The organism is Thermogutta hypogea, from assembly GCF_055386265.1.
In genome coordinates this window covers 1,559,871-1,580,921 of the sequence record NZ_AP042425.1, presented here as the reverse complement: position 1 = coordinate 1,580,921, position 21,051 = coordinate 1,559,871, and the positions used below count along the sequence as shown (strand labels likewise).

20 protein-coding genes are annotated in these 21,051 nt (G+C 59.9%); 6 read left to right on the top strand and 14 right to left on the bottom strand.

All coding sequences use genetic code 11. The annotated features are described in order from the left end of the window. Positions 1-135 precede the first annotated feature (135 nt). The 3 genes from ACZ5B4_RS05720 to ACZ5B4_RS05710 are packed head-to-tail and all read left to right on the top strand — an operon-like array spanning position 136 to position 1,577. Positions 136-396 carry a hypothetical protein gene (locus ACZ5B4_RS05720; protein WP_464913470.1) on the top strand — a complete coding sequence of 87 codons (261 nt, stop codon included), beginning with the start codon at positions 136-138 and terminating at the stop codon, positions 394-396. Continuing rightward, a complete protein-coding gene (locus ACZ5B4_RS05715) occupies positions 393-1,166 on the top strand; it encodes a 7-cyano-7-deazaguanine synthase (RefSeq protein ID WP_464913469.1) in 774 nt (257 codons plus the stop codon). The genes ACZ5B4_RS05720 and ACZ5B4_RS05715 overlap by 4 nt, the downstream gene beginning before the upstream one ends. 3 nt (positions 1,167-1,169) lie before the next feature. Further along, complete coding sequence (locus ACZ5B4_RS05710; protein WP_464913468.1) at positions 1,170-1,577, top strand: 6-pyruvoyl trahydropterin synthase family protein; 408 nt, start codon at positions 1,170-1,172, stop codon at positions 1,575-1,577. 65 nt (positions 1,578-1,642) lie between these two features. Here ACZ5B4_RS05710 and ACZ5B4_RS05705 read toward each other — a convergent pair whose 3' ends face one another. From ACZ5B4_RS05705 to ACZ5B4_RS05690, 4 genes are all read right to left on the bottom strand, one after another. Then, positions 1,643-2,059 carry a tetratricopeptide repeat protein gene (locus ACZ5B4_RS05705; RefSeq protein WP_464913467.1) on the bottom strand — a complete coding sequence of 139 codons (417 nt, stop codon included), beginning with the start codon at positions 2,057-2,059 and terminating at the stop codon, positions 1,643-1,645. Positions 2,060-2,386: 327 nt separating this feature from the next. Beyond that, a complete protein-coding gene (locus ACZ5B4_RS05700; RefSeq protein WP_464913466.1) occupies positions 2,387-3,883 on the bottom strand; it encodes an aldehyde dehydrogenase family protein in 1,497 nt (498 codons plus the stop codon). A 104-nt stretch (positions 3,884-3,987) separates the two neighbouring features. Next, entirely contained in the window at positions 3,988-5,295 is a 1,308-nt protein-coding gene (locus ACZ5B4_RS05695) for a hypothetical protein (protein ID WP_464913465.1), read from the bottom strand. A 355-nt stretch (positions 5,296-5,650) separates the two neighbouring features. Continuing rightward, positions 5,651-6,349, bottom strand: coding sequence for a flavodoxin family protein (locus ACZ5B4_RS05690; protein WP_464913464.1), 699 nt, complete (start codon positions 6,347-6,349; stop codon positions 5,651-5,653). 251 nt (positions 6,350-6,600) lie between these two features. Here ACZ5B4_RS05690 and ACZ5B4_RS05685 point away from each other — a divergent pair, with 251 nt between their 5' ends. Then, the gene (locus tag ACZ5B4_RS05685) at positions 6,601-7,461 is read left to right on the top strand and encodes a sugar phosphate isomerase/epimerase family protein (RefSeq protein ID WP_464913463.1); all 861 of its coding nucleotides are present in this window, start codon (positions 6,601-6,603) and stop codon (positions 7,459-7,461) included. A 100-nt stretch (positions 7,462-7,561) separates the two neighbouring features. Here the strand turns inward: ACZ5B4_RS05685 and ACZ5B4_RS05680 are convergent, their stop codons facing one another. The 9 genes from ACZ5B4_RS05680 to ACZ5B4_RS05640 all read right to left on the bottom strand — a co-directional run bounded on the left by ACZ5B4_RS05680 (position 7,562) and on the right by ACZ5B4_RS05640 (position 16,294). Beyond that, a complete protein-coding gene (locus ACZ5B4_RS05680; protein ID WP_464913462.1) occupies positions 7,562-8,656 on the bottom strand; it encodes a type II secretion system F family protein in 1,095 nt (364 codons plus the stop codon). Positions 8,657-8,779: 123 nt separating this feature from the next. Next, positions 8,780-9,694, bottom strand: coding sequence for a type II secretion system F family protein (locus ACZ5B4_RS05675; RefSeq protein ID WP_464913461.1), 915 nt, complete (start codon positions 9,692-9,694; stop codon positions 8,780-8,782). Continuing rightward, entirely contained in the window at positions 9,691-11,091 is a 1,401-nt protein-coding gene (locus ACZ5B4_RS05670; protein ID WP_464913460.1) for a CpaF family protein, read from the bottom strand. Before ACZ5B4_RS05670 ends, ACZ5B4_RS05675 begins: the two co-directional genes overlap by 4 nt. A gap of 204 nt (positions 11,092-11,295) precedes the next feature. Then, the gene (gene cpaB / locus ACZ5B4_RS05665) at positions 11,296-12,468 is read right to left on the bottom strand and encodes a Flp pilus assembly protein CpaB (RefSeq protein WP_464913459.1); all 1,173 of its coding nucleotides are present in this window, start codon (positions 12,466-12,468) and stop codon (positions 11,296-11,298) included. A gap of 208 nt (positions 12,469-12,676) precedes the next feature. Further along, positions 12,677-13,183: an A24 family peptidase gene (locus tag ACZ5B4_RS05660; RefSeq protein ID WP_464913458.1), complete on the bottom strand. Its 507-nt coding sequence runs from the start codon at positions 13,181-13,183 to the stop codon at positions 12,677-12,679. Positions 13,184-13,374: 191 nt separating this feature from the next. Next, positions 13,375-13,668, bottom strand: coding sequence for a hypothetical protein (locus ACZ5B4_RS05655; RefSeq protein ID WP_464913457.1), 294 nt, complete (start codon positions 13,666-13,668; stop codon positions 13,375-13,377). 76 nt (positions 13,669-13,744) lie between these two features. After that, positions 13,745-14,071 carry a hypothetical protein gene (locus ACZ5B4_RS05650; RefSeq protein WP_464913456.1) on the bottom strand — a complete coding sequence of 109 codons (327 nt, stop codon included), beginning with the start codon at positions 14,069-14,071 and terminating at the stop codon, positions 13,745-13,747. A 314-nt stretch (positions 14,072-14,385) separates the two neighbouring features. Further along, positions 14,386-14,742 carry a hypothetical protein gene (locus ACZ5B4_RS05645; RefSeq protein WP_464913455.1) on the bottom strand — a complete coding sequence of 119 codons (357 nt, stop codon included), beginning with the start codon at positions 14,740-14,742 and terminating at the stop codon, positions 14,386-14,388. 574 nt (positions 14,743-15,316) lie between these two features. Then, positions 15,317-16,294, bottom strand: a complete 978-nt coding sequence (locus ACZ5B4_RS05640; RefSeq protein WP_464913454.1) for a class II fructose-bisphosphate aldolase — start codon at positions 16,292-16,294, stop codon at positions 15,317-15,319. Positions 16,295-16,987: 693 nt separating this feature from the next. Here ACZ5B4_RS05640 and ACZ5B4_RS05635 point away from each other — a divergent pair. After that, positions 16,988-18,736: an MFS transporter gene (locus tag ACZ5B4_RS05635; RefSeq protein WP_464913453.1), complete on the top strand. Its 1,749-nt coding sequence runs from the start codon at positions 16,988-16,990 to the stop codon at positions 18,734-18,736. 64 nt (positions 18,737-18,800) lie between these two features. Further along, the gene (locus ACZ5B4_RS05630; protein WP_464913452.1) at positions 18,801-19,643 is read left to right on the top strand and encodes a glutamine amidotransferase; all 843 of its coding nucleotides are present in this window, start codon (positions 18,801-18,803) and stop codon (positions 19,641-19,643) included. Between the two features lie 35 nt (positions 19,644-19,678). Here the strand turns inward: ACZ5B4_RS05630 and ACZ5B4_RS05625 are convergent, their stop codons facing one another. Further along, the gene (locus ACZ5B4_RS05625) at positions 19,679-20,944 is read right to left on the bottom strand and encodes a beta-ketoacyl-[acyl-carrier-protein] synthase family protein (protein ID WP_464913451.1); all 1,266 of its coding nucleotides are present in this window, start codon (positions 20,942-20,944) and stop codon (positions 19,679-19,681) included. Positions 20,945-21,051 lie beyond the last annotated feature (107 nt).

Genomic DNA, 21,051 nt, shown 5'->3' with positions numbered 1-21,051 from the left:
CTCTTTCTTTACATTGTTGGGCCTGATCACCGAAATCGGCGGCGGAGTTGGTCGACCCTTATCGCGCGACTTTCCCTTGGGAGGAACCACGTTCCCCCGTACGAATTGTACCTTGTCCGGACGGAATGGGAACGCATGGAGGCGGCTTCGGCCTGCCGCCGCGAAAGCTTTCCCGCAGCCTTTTCCGACCAAGCCGCCGAATCGATTCCCACACCCGACAACGGTACGCTCGGTCCATCACGTTTCGACGGCAGGCGGGACTTGCCAATTGGTTGCGATCTTCAAGAATACAGAAAGTTTGACCAGTCTTCGTGCGGTGGTTTCGGCCACCCGGCAGAAAGCAAAAAGCCGACGAATCCCGGCTTTATCCCTTCCCTGGACGATTGGGGCTTATGATCGAAGAATCCGCGGGTTGGGACATCGACTCTCCCATCGCCGTTTTGATGAGCGGCGGATTGGACAGCACCATCGTTCTCGGGCTATTGGCTCGCCGAGCGAGAGAAAAATGCCTCGCCGGTTGGCTGCAACCGATTTACGTTCGGTGCGGTTTGAATTGGGAGGTTGAGGAGTTCGCCGCAGTACAAGAAGTGTCCGCGTGTTTTGCGCCGATTGCCGCCCCTCCAGTGGTCTTGGAGTTTACCGTACGCGACTTGTGTCCTGATCATTGGAGCGTCACGGGCAAAGATGTCCCGGATAACACCTCGCCGGATGAAGCGGTTTACCTTCCCGGTCGCAACCTGTTCATGCTGGCCAAGGCAGGCGTTTGGTGCCAAATGCACGGCTTTGAACGCATGGCCGTCGGCGTCTTGGATACCAACCCTTTCGGCGATGCAGCCAAAGAGTTTTTTGACTGCTTGGAGGGTTGCCTGGCAGCGTACGGCACGAGAAAAGTTCGGATTTTACGTCCGCTCGCCGGACTCAGCAAACGGGCATGGATGCAAGAAGCGAGAGACTTGCCCCTCGACAAGACGTTTTCGTGCATCGCGCCGCGGAGAGGATTGCATTGCGGATTCTGCAACAAATGCGAGGAACGCCGGAGAGCTTTTCGTGACGCAGGATTGCCCGACCGCACGGTTTATTACGCGGATCAATATCCGGGAACGGAACGGCAGATCGATTCGCTTCATCGACCCAATTCATGGAAAAAACATTCCCCGGAAAGGTGATGCATGTATCGAGTCGCGCGTGAGATTGAATTCTGTTACGGCCACCGCCTACTGAATTATGAGGGGAAGTGCAAGAATTTGCACGGTCATAACGGCCTGCTGATTGTCACGTTCGAAGTGGCAGACTTGGATCATCGCGGCATGGTGATCGATTTCGGCGACATCAAGCGCGTCGTTTCGCAATGGATCGACGACCACCTGGACCACCGAATGATCTTATGCCGGGAAGATCCTGTGGTCCCGCTGCTACAAAGGATGGGCGAACCAATTTTCCTGATGGATGCGAATCCCACCGCGGAAAACATCGCGCGGGTAATTTTCGAATTCGTGGCGGGTCAAGGGCTTCCGATCGTCGAGGCCGCTCTCTACGAAACGCCTCGCTGCGTGGCGGTTTATCGCCCGGCCAAATGATTGCCATCAAAGTGCGGCCGGCTGAGAGACGGTCGCACGAAGCACCTCCGCCCAAGCTCAGGTCATCACGCCTTGCCTTCTATCTCGCGTCGCCCTTCGGTCTGATGGGGTACGGTGGGAGTTTGCTCTTGCGTCAAGAAGAGATGCTGCGAAAACGCCCCCCGCGCACGGCCGAGATAGTGCACCGCGCCATCCACGTCGCCGGCTTGACGCAAGCAGTGGCTCAAGGCTAACCACGCGATGCGATCGTGCGGATAGCTTGACACCTCCGCAGCGTGCCGGAACGATTTGGCGGCCTCCGACAGGTTGCCGAGAGCGGTTAAGATTTGCCCGCGGAGAAAGAACGTGGGGCCCTCCCAAGCGCCTAAATCGTCGGTCGGCAAGGCTCTCAGGGCATGATCCAACATGCCGAATTCGATGTAGCCCGCGGCTTCTCGTAGGCGTCGGGTGATGCGAATCGTGTTTCGGTCGTGAATCGTCATGGAAACCCCTACCGACGGAGGCCTAGTCTAGGGATTACCAGAAATTCTCAATCGGAAACCACCCTGTCGTATGCTAGCAACTAGCGTTCCAAAACAACACGCCTGGCGTGGTGAAAACGACGTAAACCCAAGATGCGAAATAACTTGGGAAAACATTGTCGTTATGGTGGCCGACATTGGCCACCCACAACCCTGCCGAATCGGCAGTTGCCTGATCCGGAATTGCCGGAGAATGAAACTGCGCACCAAAGGGCTACGTGAAAGCGACTCCCGTCCGGAGCACGGCGACGACAACGGCAGGGAACGATGGCAAAACCGCTTTGGGGCTTACTGCCGTGGGCGAACCACGGAAGTCGCGCGGAGGTAATCGAACAACGTCTGTTCCGAAAGCACGCCGCCACCCATGCCGCTCTTCTTGATTCCGCCGTACGGAACGCCGTGGGGGAAAAGATTGTGCGCATTGATCCAACTATTGGCGGCCTCCATGGCCTCGGCGACTCGATGCGCCCGGTCGAGATCGCGGCTCCACACGCTGTTCGCAAGGCCGTAGTCGGTGGCGTTGACCTTGCGGACGGCATCCTCTTCATCATCGAACGGCGTCAGATACGCCACCGGGCCGAAAATCTCTTCCCGGGCGGCCACGTTTTCTAAATCGCCCGCCAGTAACGCCGGGGCCACGTAGGTCCCCCCCTGCGATCCTTCGGCCTCGGGCAGGACTCCCTGGTAAACCAACTCGGCGCCCTGTTCACGGCCGCGATCGATGTAGGACAGTACCCTCCGCCGCTGCTTTTCGCTGATGACAGGCCCCATTTGGACCCCGCGCTTCAATTCGTGTCCGATCCGGAGAGATTGAAGGTGCTTTACCGCGGCATCGACGAAACGGTCGTAGATACCCTTATGCACGATCCATCGCGTGGCGGTGCAGCAAACTTGACCGCTGTGGAAAGTGACCGCCTGCACGAGCTGCTGCGCCGTCGCGTCGACGTCCACGTCGTCGAACACTACGGCCCCGCCCTTCCCCCCCAATTCCAGTTTGACGGGCACGAGGTTTCGGCCGCAGGCTTCGGCGACCAGGCGGCCGACCTCGGGCGATCCGGTAAACGACATCCTTCGAATGCCCGGGTGTTTGGCCAGTGCGGCCCCGGTGATTTCGCCGTCACCCGGCAAGACATTGATCACCCCCGGCGGAATGCCGATCTCCGCGGCTAGGCGGCCAAGGTAGATCGTCGAAAGCGGGGTGTCTTCGGCCGGTTTGATGAGGACGGTGTTACCGGCCGCCAGGGCCGGCGCGATCCCCCAGCCCACAAGCAAGAGGGGAAAATTCCAAGGGAAGATGAATGCGCAAGGTCCCCACGGGGCCCGGTAAGTGTAAGTATCATAGTGCGGTACGGCCAAGGGCGCCCGGCGCTCCACGTGCTGGGCCATTTCGGTGTAGTACCGCATGGTGTCGATAAAGTTCTGCACGTCGGCCTCGGCTTGCCGCAAGACTTTGCCGCAATCCAAGGCCTCGATTTGCGCGAAAACTTGCTTTTTCTTTTCGACTGCGTCGATCAAACGGTGCAGAAGGACGCCGCGGGCTTGGGGCGTCAGATCGGCCCAACCCGGTCGGTCGAAGGCGGTCTGCGCTGCCCGAACCGCTGCGTCAACGTCTTCCGGCTGCATGAGATAGACTTCCGCCAAGACCGCGCCCGTGCCGGGGTCTCGCGTCACGAAGCGTTGACCATTCGCCGAGGCGCGCTCCTCGCCGCCGATGACCGATTTCAACGGAGAACCAGCGAGAAACTGATCTACCTCGGGAAGCAAATCGAACGGGAGTTGGCTCATGGCAAACCTCCTAAACTTGCTGACGGCAATTGCTGCGGGAACTCTCCGGATCGCGGACCACGGCACGGCGCGCCACCCGCGTCGGTCCCGTCGATAGCCCGCCTTCACGGTTCGCGCAGCCGCGGCAATGCCGCGAAGGGACGCGGCGGTACGGCACGAACGGCCGTGCGATCCTCCAGCGAAGGGCGAAACACCACCAGAATCAGAACGGGTGCGTACCACGCCATATATAGGCCGCTTTGGTGAATCAAGCAAAGTTGCGCAACCAGCAATAAGGCGGCGGTACCGCTGAGCAGATTACCGAGGTTCTTTTCCGCCGGCCACAATGCCAAACTGCCGGACAGCACCCCCAATGCCGCGATCAAGGGAATGCGGAGCACCGGGGGATAGATCTCCCAAAAACCGTCGGCACCCTCGGACCGGAACAGGCCCTTGCCGAACATCGCGGCGAGGTCGAGCTGCAATTGTCGCATATCCGAATGCAGGCAGACGAGAATGATCACGAGGACGATCAAGGCGGTCAAGACGCCGGCCGCAAATCGAACCGCGCCCCGACGCCAATAAAAGCCGATCCAGAGCGGAACGAGGAACAGCGGATAAAAGGCGATCCCGGCAGCCGCGCCGAGGAATATCCCCGCGATGACCGGCCGGCGATACGAAGCCAAGGCCCAAACTACGAACGCTGCGGGGACCAAGTGATCGAGGCGGGCCGTCATCAAACTGGTATACGGCAACAGTAGGTACAGCGACGCGGCGGCCAAGCCTGTTTGGATATTGTCGAAATGGCGCAGGCCGAAAAACAGCATTCCGAGAACGACGGCGAATTGGCACACGATGGCCACGGCTTTAACCCCGGCCCGCAGAATCAAAGACGGCGCCGGCCGCTCATCCCCTGCCCTGCCGCTCCCATTGACCGGTGGAGTGTGGACGGGGCTTTCTCGCGTCAGAGAAATGGCACGGTAAAAAGGCATGAAGCCCGGGCCCCGCATCGTCGGGACTCGCCAAATCGCGCCCACCTCATCGGAACGGCCGGCGATCGTTACCCCGCCGACCGACACGGCGCGGTCGGTCAGGATGTTGGCGGTTAGGAAGAACATCAGCGCCACGGCCATGAAGGCCATTCCGCCCGAGGCCAGATTCGGCTCCGTTAGGGGACGCCGCGCGAAGACCGGATCGATCAGGAGCCGTGGTAAGAACAAGAGAGAGACTGCGATGAGCCAGAGGTATCCCTGCGCCTCAATCCCGTGGAAGATCAACAGCAGTCCCGGCGCAAAGGCGATTAAGCCGATCAGGTCGAGATTCCGGATGCTGAAAAGGCGATGGAATCGGAAATAGATACCGATGGTCATCAACGAGGCCACGTAGAGCCACGTCGTGGGATCCATCCGATATTCGCTCAGAAGATCAATCATTCCGTACCCGCCCGACCGGCATGGCGACGTTCGAATGCAAACCGGCGTCTCGAATCCCCGGTCCCGTCGATCAGCCAACGCTTCCGGCGATGTTTCCCTGATGTTACCGATTGACGGCCGGCCTTATCAACGGGCACGCTCCCCACCTTCGTACGATTCAACGTCGGGCGAAGGCAAGACAGCCCTGCTCGCCGCCCGGCTATCACCACCCGCGTCGCCGGGCGACTTTGGCGATAATAATCTTACGACATTCAATCACACCACGCGAAACGCGCAAGCACACAGCTTCCAACCGGCAAGCTTGACGCTCCGCCTCCTGGTCCGAGTGAGAAAGACGCTCGCCGCGGCAGGACGGCTAACGTGCCAGACGCAACGCCGTCTCGGCTGCGTGACGCCCGAGATTGGCAGCGGTCTTCACTCCGAATTCGTCGGTGGAGATGTCGTCGTTACTGATATTCCACAAGGTAGCCCCAAAATGTCCTGTCGGCTTGCCGTCCCCGACCAACAGCATTTCGTGGCAAATCAGGGCACTGTGAATGCATCGCAACACCAGTTCCTGTCCGCCGCTGCGAGCCGCACCCACCGCCAAGGCTCCTGCAACTTTGCCGGACAACCGGAAATCCTTACGGAACATGCCGAGACGGTCGATGAAGATTTTGCACAACGTGCTCATGTTGGCATAGTGGACAGGCGATCCCACGATCAGCGCCCCCAGCGCGGGATCGGCCAACTGTTCGGCCACCATGGTGAAATCGTCGCGAACCCCTTCGGGTACAGGCTGTCCGAAAGCCGGCTCCAGCGGGAGGCTGAGACCCGCTAATTCGATCAACACTGTATCAATTCGATCGGGAGCTACCTGCTTTGCTGCGTCCAGGACGATTTGCAGCCCCTGCGTGGTCGTCTTGCCTTTGCGTGGGCTGCATGATACAGCCACAATCTTAACCTTTTCGGCGGCTTCCGCCGCGGCGAGTACGGCATTCGTACCCAAGACCGTTCCAAGTCCCGCTCCCGCGGCCGTACCCAAGAACAACCGTCGATTCACATTGTCTCTCATAGCGACCCCTCCCAGTGCATGAAATCCCTCACCCCAAGAATTACCGCCGACGTCCCCCCGGAACGCGGCTCCGACATTATACTTCGCCCATGCCGGTGTGAAAGCCCCCGACGGCACGGCGGTCGTGGCCGGTCTCGCCCCGCTTCGAAGCATTTCCTTCCGTCTCTTCGCATGATAGACTGTTCACATTCCAGGGCGAGCGGAAGAGGGAGACCGGGTGGCACGTTGGTCAAGATTCAGGAGACTGAGCGATGAATCTCGAAAGACGCGGTTTTCTATCGGCCGGGGTCGGGTTTCTGGCGTTGCCGACATTGCAATTGTTCGCGGAGGACGGTTACCGCAAGTACAAGATCGGCGCTTGCGACTGGTCCATCGGTAAACAACAGCACATCGAAGCCTTCAAGGTGGCGCAAGAAATCGGACTGGACGGTATCCAGGCAAGTTTCGGGCGGCCCGGCGGTGATTTCGACTTGCGAGACGAACAGGTTCGGCGAGATTATCACAAGGCCGTCGAAGAAACCGGTGTGGAAATAGCTTCCTTGGCGATGGGCATTTTCAACAGCGTTCCCTTCGCGGTCGAGGACGTAGCGGTCGAATGGCTCTCGCAATGCATCGACGTGATGACCGCCATGGGGCAAAAGATCGTCCTGGTCGCATTTTTCGGCAAAGGAGATATCCGCGGGCGGCGCGACCTGCAAGATGAAGTCATCCGGCGGCTGAAGACGCTCGCGCCGAAAGCCGAGCAGGCGGGTGTCATCCTGGGCGTGGAGAGCTATTTGAATGCCGACGACCACTTGCGAATCTTGGAGGGGGTCGGTTCACCCGCCGTGCAAGTGTATTACGATGTCGCCAACATGCATTATTCGGGATATGACATTTTCGCCGAACTGAGGCAATTGGGTCGGGATCGCATCTGCCAAATCCACCTCAAAGAGTCGGGCCATCTCTTGGGGAAGGGGCCTATCGATTTCGTCAAGGTTCGTGACGTGCTCGGCGAAATCGGCTATTACGATTGGCTGATCATCGAAGGCGCCACGGAAAAGGATCGCAGCGTCGTCGATTGCTACAAGGACAATTGCCGCTATCTCAAGGAATTGTTTGCGACCTCGTAGCGTCGCCACGAGGCCGCAAATCCCTTGCGTCGCTCCGGCCGCCAAAGGGGACGGTGTGTCCGAATTCCGTCGCCCCGGGTTGGCCCGAAACGGTGAGCGATCAGTACGGCAGTTCCGGAGTCGCTCTGCCGGTCGGCAATCCCACGTCGACGCGTTGATCGAGGTCATTCAGGGCGTCGATGACGTTGTTCGTGCCGAAGGTGATGCCGCGAATGTTTACCGGCTGTTGGGTCGCCGGCACGAAGAAGTTTCGCAGTTCGAGGAGGGCGGGAGCCGTCAAGACGATCAGCGCGGCGGGGGCCAGGCAGAACATGATGGGGAATACGAGCTTGACCGGCGTCTTATTGGCTCGGGCCGTAGCCGCCAATCGCAGTGACTTGCGGAGTTGATCCGCCTGCTCGTTAAGAGTGCCCGCCAAACGCGTTCCCAATTTCGTCCCGCGGCTGAGCAGGGCGCTGAGCTGGCGAATCTCGGGGATATCAATGCGACGATTGAGATCCGCGAGGGCCAGCGTCAAACTACCGACCTCCATTTGACGCTTGAGGATGCGAAGCTCCTCGGCCAGGGCGGGATAGGCCCGATTCTGGTCGGCGACGTGTTCCAGGCTTTCGCTAAGGTTCAGCCCGCCGCTGATGCACATGCTGAGCATGTCCACCGTGTCCGCCAACCCGGCCCGGATTTGCTGGGTGCGGCTCTTCCGTCGAAAGAAGACATACAAACGCGGTATGACGGAAAGGACTGCCGCCGTCAGCACACCCACTCCGAGAATGGGCCAAGTCCACTCCGCGTCCGCCAAGTTGACGCAGATGCCGGCGATGATGAGCGGGGTCACCAGGAAAAGAAATCGCAACGCGTAAATGGTATTGCGTGCCGCGGGATGGTAGATGCCCGCCTGCCGCAGCAACAGTCGAAAGTCTCGCGATTCTTTTTCCGATTCCGGAAGTTGGGCGGCCAAAGCAGGTGTCAGCGGCCCGAAGGCGCCGTCGTCGGCCGTGTCGGGGTCCTCAAGCGCGGGCATCAGCTCGGTCTCGCCTTCGCGTGCCGCCTGGTTTCGCGCTTGCCATGCCCGCCGTAGCAACAGGACGGAACACACCACCGTGATGAACGCGGCTGCGGGAATACCCCATTGCGTCCACAGCATCGCCACCGCCTGCAATTCCGTCGCACTGAAGATGGAAATAAACTCACTAGGCATATCGTCGCTCAACTCCGCTTAGGATGACGCTGATTTCGTCGCGAAAATCCGCGATTATTTGAAGGCGTTTCGACCTTGCGCGGGCTGAACCCGACGCGACCCGCCGAGAAGTTTTCGGTTGGTTCAGTATTTGACCTGGAGAATGCGCCAGACCCACAGCAGCCCCAGGACTTGCAGACCTGCCGCCGCCGCCAGCAACGACGGCCCCGAAGGATCGGCCAGGAACTGTTGCAGGTATTCCGGCCGTGTGGAGGCCAGGATGCCGCAAGCGATCAAGGTACCGACCGTAAGTCCGATCACGGAAAGCCGGCTTCCCGCAGTGACCGCCTTCATGTGTCCGCGGAATTCGGCACGCTCACGAGCCGCCTGCGCCAAACGTTGGGCCAGCAGGGCGAGATCGCCGCCGCTCTTGCGGTGAACTAACACCGCCGTGGCGAAGATCCGGAATTCGGGGATGGGAACCCGCCGCGACGCCCGTTGCAGGACCGTAAAAGGCGGATATCCCATCGACAATTGGGAGGCACACATGCGAAACTCGTCTCGGATGGGCGGCCGAGCCTCTCGCCCTACCAACTCCATCCCTTTTTCCAGGGACAAGCCGGCACGCACCGCATCCGCCATGAAATCGAGCGCTTCGGGCAGATGTTTCCGCATGGCGGCTTGCCGGCGCCAAGCGCAAAACTGCCACCAAGCGACCGGCAAGACGGCCCCCAGCAGCGTTCCGCCCAAACCCAGCGGGATGCTGTCGAAAAGGACGACGGGGATCCCGGCTCCGAGGAGGGCGCCGGCGGCGGGAATCAGGGCGGCCGTGGTCCGATCCAGCGAGCTGCCCGATGTTTCCAGCAAGGTATAGAACCAGCGATCCAGCGCGGTGCGTCCGGCTTTTTCGGGCGGCACGTACAAAATTTCCGCCCGGTCGGTGTTGTCGCCCCCTCCGCGCCTTCCGTATAGCAGGTCGCGCACGGTAAGGATGATCACCAGGAGCAGAGTCGTAACGGCCGAAAAAGCGAGGATCGTGCTGAAGAGATCGAACGTCATCGAGAGATCTCCACTTTCGTTTCGGCGTCTATTTCGTCACAGCGGGCGCTGCCCTTTTCAAACAGGGCGGCCGGCAAGGTAATCCCCTGCTCTTCCAGCCGTGCGGCAAGTTTCGGCATGTTTCCGGTGCAATAGAATCGGCCTTTGGCGGCACCTTCCTCGTCGACGCCTTCCTGCCGGAAGCCGAAAAGCTCCTGGAGCCGGTAGTCGCCGTCGGAGAAGCCGATGATTTCGGATATCCGCATGACGCGGCGTACACCGCCCTTCAACCGCGCCAGATGCACGACGAGGGTGATGGCCGAGCCGATGTAGCGGCGCACCACGGAAACGGGAAGCTCGAAGCCGGCCATGCTGACCATCACCTCCAGCCGAGAAAGCGCGTCCCGCGTGTCGTTGGCGTGGACCGTCGTCAACGAGCCTTCGTGGCCGGTATTCATGGCCTGCAACATGTCCAAGGCTTCGGCTCCGCGCACCTCGCCCAGAATGATGCGGTCGGGCCGCATTCGCAACGCATTGCGGACCAGGTCGCGAGGCGTGATTTCGCCCCGACCCTCGGCATTGGCGATCCTCGTCTCCAAACTCACGACGTGCTTGCGTTGCAGTCGCAACTCCGCGGAATCCTCGATCGTGACCAGCCGCTCGTGGGCCGGAATATAGGCGGAGAGTATGTTTAAGAGCGTGGTTTTTCCGGAACCGGCTCCACCGCTGATCACGATGTTGACGCGTCCCTCTATCGCCGCCCGCAGAAAATCGAGCATCGGCCGGGATATGGATTGCGTGCGAAGCAGGTCCTGTGCTTGCAAGCGCTCGTGCCCGAAGCGTCGGATGGACAGGATCGGCCCGTTCAACGCCAACGGGGGAATGACGGCGTTGACGCGGGAACCGTCCGGCAACCTAGCATCCACCATCGGGTTTTGCTCGTCGATGCGTCTGCCCACCCGCGAAACGACTCGCTGGATGATTTGTAGCAAGTGCTCTTCATCCGCGAACACGGTGTTGGTGGCCTGCAAACGTCCCAAGCGTTCCACATAGACCTCGTACGGGCCGTTGACCAGGATATCGGTGACATCCGGGTCGTGCATGTACGGCTCCAAAGGTCCCAGCCCGAACGATTCAGCGATCAATTCCTCGAGCAGGCGATCTTCGTCGACGGAATCTACGACGTCGGGACGCGAACGGAGGTAGCTTTCGGTTAGGTTGCGGACGTGTCGGCGGAGTTCCGCCTCATCCAGTTTGGCCAAACGCGAAAGATCCAGTGATTCCAAGACCTCGCGATGAATGCGAGTCTTGAGCCGCTGGAAGTCCGTCTCCCGGGCATCGGGAGAAACCAACGTGACCGCCGCAGGATGCGGACTTCCGTTGCACTTATCTTCGCGATTTCTTCGCAGAAAATTCATAGCTGCTCTTGCCCGTTGGTGCGCTGCCAAAGAGGTTCGTTCGCCGGTCGCCGGTTTCCTCGCAGACCCAGACGCCTATCCTCACGGTCAAATGGTGCAAGTATTGTGCCGATGATGTTAGGATTTGCTAACATGCCTTTTTCAATGCGTTCTTCCGCCGAACGCCCCCCGGATAGAGAGTTTCCGGCTGTGGATCCCGCGGATTTAACCAGCTCGGCCGATCGCCGTAGGCAACATCGCGTTGCCTCCCTGATGCGAATTGGGAACACCGGCATCGGCGGCGGCCTGCGTCTCCCGGGCGGCTTCCTTCAGCCGCTTCTTTTCGCAAGCCGGGCAGTCGGCTTCCGCGTTGCCGCCGGCGGCATTCACCTCCGACCGGCCGGTGCCGCTCGGAGTGATTAGCATCGGGGCCGCCTTCTTGCCTTCCGCCACAAGCGTGGCGTTTTCGGCCTCCTGGACCTGCCATCCGGCAAACGTCACTTCCTCCACGCTGTTACCTCGCCAAATCTGTGCCGTCTTCGGGACAGGCTTCTCTTGCGGTTTGATTTCCACAGGCCGCAATCCGAGGAGCGTATTGATGTTGACCATATCTTGATCTTGGCCGGAGAGATTGGAGGTCAATGGATCGGGCTGGGGAACCAGATCCTCCGTTCCGGCGGATGCAGACGCCGGGATTACCGGCGCGCCATCCGGGTTGATGCCGTCCTCTTTACTGCACAGAACGACGCTCAGGGTTCCATATTGCTGGGCCAGGATCAGCTTGTTGGCATCTTCCGACGAGACGGCCACGGTGATGTTTCGCAGGTCGCCCGGCCGATCCTCGCTGGCCGGAAATCGATTGCGACTGGTCGCCAGCACACGAACGTGGCGCAGTAGCGTGAGCGTGGCCAGTCCGCCGATTTCCGGGTGATCGTTTTTGACGGTGAGCGTGATGTCCACCAGGCTCTCCGGTTGAATCATGCCGTTCAAGGCCGCCTTCGCGTCCACCGCCAGCGTCACGGCCTTGTGACCCGGAGGCAGTCGCTCGGACAAGAGGGGCAGTTCGCCCACGGCATACAAGTCGTCCTCGCGGATCGGCTGTCCCGCCATCACGGTACTCCGAACCAGGCGGTAGAGGGCACGCGATTTGATTTTCAAAGCGCCTTCGGGAACCTTGTCAGCCGGCACCTCCACGGTGTCGATGTAATCCTCGATCACCCGCGAGTACGGCGGGAGGTTGATTTTGGCGACGACGATGGTGGCCTTTTTCGCACGCGGACCGGCGGCTTGGGGCTGTTCCGGAGCACGATTCAATTGACGCGCCGCATAGGCGGCCGCCAATCCGATCAAGACGGTGAACACCACGAAGGTGACACTTGCAGGGGTGATTCGTTTCATCAATGGACCTCTTCACTGTGTTGACCAAAATCAACGGACTCGACGAGACACGAACGCGAGGAGCAGGCTCTCGACAACGCCGGGAATCGCTTAGCTGATTGCCGGGGGCGATGCACTCGACATTTCTCAAATGTTTTCTATTGCAAACCTCGTACCGTACCGAAGCCGGGAACGCGTCCCCCATGCCTCGCCGATTGCGAAGCCGACTTCAAAACCCGCCGCGAACCAGGAATAACCCCATCATCAGCCATGTGCCGAGGGCCAAGGGGATCGCGAATGGCACTGCCCGTTTGGGCCGCCGGTTACGGCTTTGACGTGTTCCCAAAGTTACCAACGGCTTGGGTTGCCACGCGACGCTTTTTCCTAGCACCAGCATTGCCAGAGCCAGTAAGGCCGCAAATACCGTGCCGGCCGCCAAGGCGACCAGGATCCAATACGGTCCAAGCCAACTGCCTAGCGCTGCGAGGAGCTTGACATCGCCCATGCCGCCGCCGCCCAAAATGTAGGGCAAAAGCAGCAGCAGAAAGCCGACGGCGAATCCGCTCAAACCGAACGCCATCCCCAACCCGCTCGGGAAGAAAGCGTGGTAAAGCACGCCGAGAACGGCCGCCGGAACGGTGATCCCATTGGGAATCCGTCGCATCTTCCAATCGGTAAAAGCAGCCGCTCCCGTGACCGCGAACACCGCGACTGTTACCAGCAAAAACCCGATCATCCGAATCCTCGTTGAATTCACGTCGCTTTGAAACCGCTTAAAACGACGGCTGTCGCCCGAATGCCCGCCGTTTCCGCATGTCCGAATCTAACAGCCTGTTGAAAAAGTGTTTGCTAGCACAACTGGTAGCGGTTGCAATCGGCTTCCACCCACGACGGCTTGTGCAAGCGTTTTTGTTTTTCAACAGGCTGCTAAGGGAGATTGCGTCCTCGCGTTACTTGCGGGGCGGGATCGTCGTCTTGCCAGCTTCCCCAACTGCCGGCACAGGGCAAGCCCGCGGGCGGCTCGGTATGGAAGCTTTGATCGACTCGAATCACTGCTTCCGCCACGTCTCCCAATTCATCCACAAATCCATCGCGGATGGCCGAGTATGCTCCTACCAGCCCGATTACGATCAAGGTTGCAAGCAGAATCCATTCCAAGGTCAGCAGCCCCTCGTCTTCTTGCCGCAACCGCGTCAACAGCCGAAAAATATGCCGCTTCATGGGATGTACTCGTTTCCCGTTAATATCAAGTCGAACCGAAATTCCGCGAGAGGGACCGGGGTGTCAGCCGACTGCGTTACGGGGTCCCGCAATCGCCGACGGGCCCCTGGTCCGGTCGCCCCGACGTCGGCCGATTCTGCTCGCCCGCGCAGGTCGGAAGGGTGTCCTGAAAACTGAACGCGTTGCCCCAGCCCGTGGCGTCGGTGCTGACACTGTACGATTGGTCGACGTGGACCGCCGCTGCCGTGACGTCTCCCAATTCCGAGATCACGGCGTCACGCACGGCCGACAGGCCGCCGACGATGCCGATGACCAGAAGCGTCAACAAAAGGATCCACTCGAAGGTGAGCACGCCCTGGTCGTCTTTCAAGCAGCGGATAATCGCGGAGTAACGATGTCTCATGAGCCAAACCTCTGTTCCTATGTCCACTATCTGCACGGCGTGTATGAATACGGGGCCTTTCGATCACGACACCCCGATTTCACGGCGAATGCGATTACGGAAAAACCTACCAAAGAATGACGAGATGCCGTTGTGACGGGATTGAGACAAGATCGTGAAAAGCACGTGTTGTTCGGGAAACCCGGCGCTGCTCCGACTGATTCCGGCGGCAGCCCCGATGAGTCGGCTCCGCGGCCGGTTGGAATCCCACCGCGGAGCCGCAATCGGGAGACGGTGCGGTCGAACGTCGTCGAACCGACCGTCAGCAGACGCAATCACAGGCTGGGATCTTCGACATCGTCGCCGCAATCGGCGATCGCGCCCTGGTCCTGCGGGATGTCGCCGGTCGCCAGGCGGCCTTGGTCGATGCCGGCCGAGTCGGTGTACGAGGAGTCGGAGGCGCCGTCCACCACGCAGTCAGGAGTTTGGACATCCCAAGGATGCGCGATGTAGTAGGACTGGTCGAGCGAAATCATCGCTTCAACCACGTCGCCCAACTCCGTGATCACCGCATCGCGAACGGCGCTGAGGCCGCCGACGACGCCGATCACCAGGACCGTAATGAGGAGGATCCATTCGAAGGTCAAAACGCCTTCGTCCTCCCGCCACACGCGAGACATGAAACTCTTCACTCTGTCGCTCCTTTGAACTGGAGACAAGAGGAACGAATAAGCCCCAGCCCACCGCGGGCCGGCGGCACAACCACGTGGTTGCAGGTTTCCCACCCTGGGAGAACCCAACGGGCAAGCATCATCTGCACGTGCCGTGCCAAATGCCGCGGAAGTAGCGGAGCTAAAGGAGGGTGAAGTCGTAAGTCATTAATACGGCGGGTTTTAAGTTAATAAAATCCGTCCCGGGTGACGATTCTTTTTGCCGCGAGCGGAATTGTCATCACGTTTCACGAAGTGAACGTGTTCACGCTCGAGAGCAACGCTCGTTTGCGCCGAGCAACATGTTTCAGCCGAGAAACATCGTTTCGAGCGAAGCTCCGCTTGTTCGCGCACCCGAACGGCAGGGTGCCGCTCGATCGGCAGTGCCCGTGCAACTTCGCCGCGCGTGACGTCCAAGAAAAAAGCCCGACCGTTCAGTCGGGCAAAGCTCCAAGCTTAGATAATGATCGCACGCCGAAAGGAGAAGCTCAGACCAAATCTACCGAGTCGCGTGCCGCTCGTTCCCAAACAGCTTAGCGAAGGGGATCGCCGGTGCTTACTTGAGAATCTTTTTCACGTTTTGGAGTTGCCCGGCCGAACCGAGCATCTTGTTCTTGTGGATAATGTACTCGGCGTACGCAGGCATAAAGGCCTTGCCCGGCGTTCGCGGATCGAAATCCTCGGGGTGGTTGAGGAACGTCTCGCGATAAATCGCGCACCAGACCAAGCGACCGTCGGTATCGATGTTGATTTTGCAGACGCCTAGCTTGGCGGCCCCGATATACTCTTTTTCATTAACACCGCTGGTGGTGCCGAGTTTTCCGCCCGCCGCGTTGATCCGTTCCACCCACTCCTTCGGAACACTGCTGGAGCCGTGCATCACCAAGGGAAATCCCTTGGGCAAAGCGGCTTGAATCTTCTCCAGTACGTCCAATCGCAGGGCTTGTTGCCCGGAGAACTTGTACGCCCCGTGGGACGTTCCAATGGCCACGGCCAACGAATCGCACCCGGTAAGCTCGACGAACTTCGCAGCCTGGTCCGGATCGGTAAGACATACGCTGCCCACGACATCCTCTTCCACGCCGCCCAATTGGCCCAATTCGGCCTCAACAACCACCCCCTTCGCGTGGGCCCGATCGACCACCCGCTTGGTGATTTCGACGTTCTTTTCGAACGGCTCGTGGGAGGCGTCGATCATCACCGAGCTGTAGAACCCACTATCAATGGCGTCGTAGCAGGTCTCCTCGGTACCGTGATCCAGATGCACCGCGAATACCGATTCCGGGAAAATTTCGTCGGCGGCACGAATCATGGCTTCCAAAAAGCGTTTGTCGGTGTAGGATCGCGCGCCGCGGGATATCTGCAAGATGAAAGGAGCGGCCGTTTGCCAATCGACGGGATCCTCATTCTTCTTGATTTTCCCCAAATTCCCGCGAAACAGCCCCACCGTTTGCTCGAGGTTATTGATGTTGTACGCACCGATCGCGTAGTTCCCGTAGGCATGCCGAAACAGCTCTGAAGTGGTGACGATCATTCTTCTTTTCTCCTCGAACAAAGGGGCGGTTAACTGAACCCTTCATCGGGCTGCAATAAACCGCTCGATCTAAAGCCTTTCGCCGGCGCACACAGGCGTCACGAGACCGGTGACGCATGCAACGCAAGGAAGTCCTTTCGGCAGGCGAACAGAGCTGGTAACCGCCGAGGCGGCGAAAAAATCAAGGTTCTCGCTAGACAATCCGCCGTCGGCATAGGCGCATGCCGCCCACGTTACCCCCGGAACTTCCTATGTATGATTCTACCTTTTTCCGCTTGACCGAACAGCCAGGGGGAGATGCCTCTTGCTTCGTCACGGCCTGAAACGTGGATGGCCCCCCATTGGGCAGAGACGACAGATACGCGGAGACGTGTCATACAGTCAAGCCCCACTTCGCAACAGCCCTTCCGCTTTCGAAGGCAGTTTTCAGACTAATCTCACGTGGAACACTAGACATACCGGGACGGGCCGGGCATAATCTCTGTCTGTACGTAAACGGATGCAGACGTTCGGTCAAGGACCAACCGATTTTCTGAGCGAAGCGAGGGGCGGATAGCCGTTCGGTAACGTGAACGAGGACGGCTGTGAGTACTCTAGGCTCGCTGGAGCGAAGCGGGGCATGCGGTATTCGTGCCGCATGTTCAGCAAACTGGGGATTTGAATCCGCCGATTCCAGGCTGCGGGAGAAGTTGAATGATCCAAACTAGCTCAGGTCAGACGACGATGCATGATGAAAACGGTCGAGCCTGGTACCGAATACTGACAGGCTATCAATGGTTCGTGTTGATCGTCTGTACCCTCGGCTGGGCGTTTGATACGTTCGATCAGCAGCTCTTCAACGTCGCGAGGCAGTCCGCGGTCAAGGACCTTTTGGCGTCGCCCACACCGGAAGCGATCAATCAGGCGGCAGGTTGGGCGACGGCCGTGATGCTGATCGGCTGGGCTACCGGTGGGATCATCTTCGGCATGATGGGCGACCGACTGGGACGTGCCAAGACGATGATCTTGACCATCCTTTTCTACTCGGTGTTCACGGGACTGTCCGCTTTTTCCTTCAGCCTTTGGGACTTCCTACTCTATCGATTCCTGGCGGGATTAGGAATCGGGGGGCAGTTCGGGCTCGGTACCGCCATGGTGGCGGAGACGTTGCCGGATCGGGCCCGCGCAAAAGCACTAGGGTTCCTTCAGGCCTTCTCGGCGGTCGGGAATATCTCGGCCGGTCTGATCGGGATGCTCTTCGCCTGGTTGGTCCTTCAAGGAACGCTGCAAAGCCAACCCTGGCGCTGGATGTTCGGCGTGGGCATCCTTCCCGCGGTTCTCGTCGTGGTGATCATGTTTTGGCTCAAAGAACCGGAGAAGTGGAAGCAGGCCGTGGCCGAAGGCAAGACCCGCAAGCACAAAGCCGGCTCCATCGTGGAGTTGTTCGGAGATCCGCGTTGGCGGCACCGCGCTATCGTGGGTATCATCTTGGCGTCGGCGGGAGTAATCGGTTTGTGGGGTATCGGCGTGTTCGGCGTCGATTTGGTACAAAACATCTTCCGTACCCGAATCACGCAAGAGTATCGCCAGAAAGGCGAGCCCGAGCAGGATCGGCTCTTGACGCTCCAATTGTTCCGCAATCCGGACGCCGTGGGTGCCTTCGCTAACTCCGGAATTCAGCCGCGTACGTTACTTACTCCCGACGCTAAGGACCGCGATGTTCCCCTTCTAGTCGCAGCGGCCCTGACGCTTCATGCCCAGGGGCGGCCTGTCACGCCGGAAGCGGCCTTGGAGCTGCTCGACGTGGCTCAAGCCGCCGATGGTACGCCGCTGGCGCGATTGGACGGCAAGCGTAAATCGCAATCCGCGGAAGATCGGGAAAGGCGAGCGAAGTTGCTGAAGCAAGAAGGCGACGAATCGGAAATCGGCATTCAGCAACACATCGACCGGATTCGCGAGCGAAACAAGCAAATCGATGGATATGTGGCACGCTGGGGCAGCATTCAGCTCCTGCTGTTCAACATCGGCGCCTTTTTCGGCATCTACGCCTTCAGCATGGCGGCGGGAAACATCGGCCGGCGGGCGGCCTTCGCCATCTTTTTCGTCGCGGCTTTGGCGGCCACCGTCATCTTCTTCATGTTCGTTCGGGAATGGTATCACGTACTGTGGCTGGCCCCGTTGATGGGCTTCTGCCAACTTTCCGTATTCGGCGGCTACGCGATCTACTTCCCCGAACTGTTCCCGACCCGCCTGCGAAGCACGGGAACGAGTATGTGCTACAACATCGGGCGATACGTTTCGGCGGCCGGCCCGGCCATGCTCGGCGTTCTCAGCGGAATCGTTTTTGCCGGGTTCGATGAGCCGATTCGATGGGCCGGCGTGACGATGTGTGCTTTCTATGTCATCGGCCTCTTGGTCTTGCCTTTCGCCCCGGAGACCAAGGATCAACCCTTGCCGGAGTGACGACGACGGCCGGGGGCTTTGACGACGGAAACCCCGATTTAGCAACCAACGGACGATACGGCGCATGATCTGCTACCTTGGAGACGACGATTTGAGCGGGGCGGCCGGCTATTTGGCCGCGGTTCTCGCCCATGCCCGCCTGGAATACGAACATGTTCCAAGTCGCTGCAAAGTGCCCGACGACTTGGTGACGAGAGGGTTTCGGGCCTACATCCTCAGCGATTACCCGGCCGCGGGATTCTCGTTGGTCCAGTTGGCTCGGCTTGCCGATGCAGTGGCTCAAGGGGCGGGACTGCTGATGATCGGCGGTTGGGAAAGCTACTTCGGGCGGACCGGTGAGTACCGCGGAACCCCTTTGGAAAAGGTCCTTCCCGTCTATTTGGCTCAATATGACGATCGCGTAAATTGCCCCCAAGGCTGCGTCCTGCGGCAGATTCGGCGCCATCCTGTTGTGGATGGTCTTCCCTGGGACTCTCCGCCGGTGGTTGCCGGGTTCAATCGTTTGGCCGCTAAACCGGAAGCGCGGACGTTGCTCGTCGGCGCCCGGCTTCGGATCATGGACAAGGTCCACGAGCTGGAGTTCTCCGAGGTCGAAGTCGCTCCGATCCTGGTGGTCGGCAAGTATGGTCAGGGACGCACTGCCGCGCTGGCGTGCGATGTCGCTCCGCATTGGGTCGGCGGCATGGTGGATTGGGGACAGGGGCGAATCGTCCAGCATCTCCCCGACGGCGGTTTCGTCGAAATGGGACCCGCCTACGCCGAATTCCTGTACCGCCTCGTCGCTTGGACCTCAGGAAGCGGCGACGGTCCGGATTGGTACGACGATGACTTGGTAACTGCCGCGCGCACGGAACTTGACAACACAGTCGGCGACGATGCGGGAAAGGAAACCGCGCCTTCGCAATAATTCAGTGAAGCTCCGGTTGCTCTTCCAAAAGATCGTCACGGGGACGCGACGACGAGCGAGGCGACTTGCCCGGTCGGCGAGTGGTTGAGGACCATGGCCGAAGGCGCCGCGCCGGTGAGAGGCCGGTCGCGAACGACGCGGACGGGGCACCTCGGATCCGGTCGGTTGTAGTTCAGCGTCGGCGGGACGAATCCGTGACGAATCGCCAAGAGACTGACTGCCAGCTCGACCACGCCGGCCCCGGCGGCCAGATTTCCGAAGTAGCTCTTCGGAGCCGTGACCGGGACATCCCCCAAGGTGCGATGAATTGCCTCGGCCTCCATTTCATCGTCGGCTACGGTTCCCAAACCATGGGCGTTCACGTGGCCGATATCGCGGCTCGATAATCCGGAGGCCTCCAGGGCTAAGCGGATAGCGCGGGCAATGGCCTCAGCGAGAAGACGGGTGCCCGGCCCGGCCGGGCGAGATGTGTTCGCGATCCCCTTGACTTCTGCGTAAATGTCGGCCCCCCGGGCTTCGGCGTGTCGTTTGCGTTCCAGAACGATCGCCCCCGCTCCCTCACCGTGGACCGTGCCGTCGCGGTCGGCATCGAAGGGGCGACATGCGGCGGCCGGCTCATCAGTTCGTTGGGATAAAGGATAAGCTTTGTATCGTGCCCAAAACGCGGGGTGAACACGACTGCCGGTTCCGCCGCAAATCATCACATCCGCTTGCCCTCGTTGGATAACACGGACCGCCTCGGCGACGGCACAGAGACCCGAGATCTCGCCTAAGGTCAATGTGTTGTTCGGCCCTTGCGCATCCAAGGCTATCCCGATGTGGCAGGCGGGCATATTAGGCAAGTACTTGAGTAACCAGAGGGGGTAGAGGTCGGCCATCGCCCGACGCCCCCACCGCCGAAAATCGAACTCTCCGTCGACAAGGCAACCACGCACCGCCGGAGCGATCTCGTCCAATTCGCATGGGATCAGATCCGTCCCGAAGACGATTCCTAGACGCTTCGGCTCAATGCCCGAGCGGAGAATGCATGCCTCCTGAACGGCAAGATCGGCGGCCGCGAACGCCATTTGGATGTCGCGGCTCATGACCTTTAGGGCCTTGCGCGGTCGCACCCGATCCTTGACGTCAAAATCGGGAATGTATCCCCCTATCGAATGTGGGATGGCATTTCCACCCGGGAGTGGAATCCTCCGCACTCCCGATCTGCCGTCCAGCAGACTTTGCCGGAAGGCTTGATTGCCTACCCCGATTGGACTGACTACCCCCAGTCCGGTGATGACGACTTGATCGTTCGCGTCCATTGAGGCTCGGGTAACGCCCGAATCGCTATCTCGACGTCACATCCAAAGAGTATGGCAGCGAGGTGCCGCCGAAAAGAACGGAGAAGTACCCCCCACGGCGATCGACT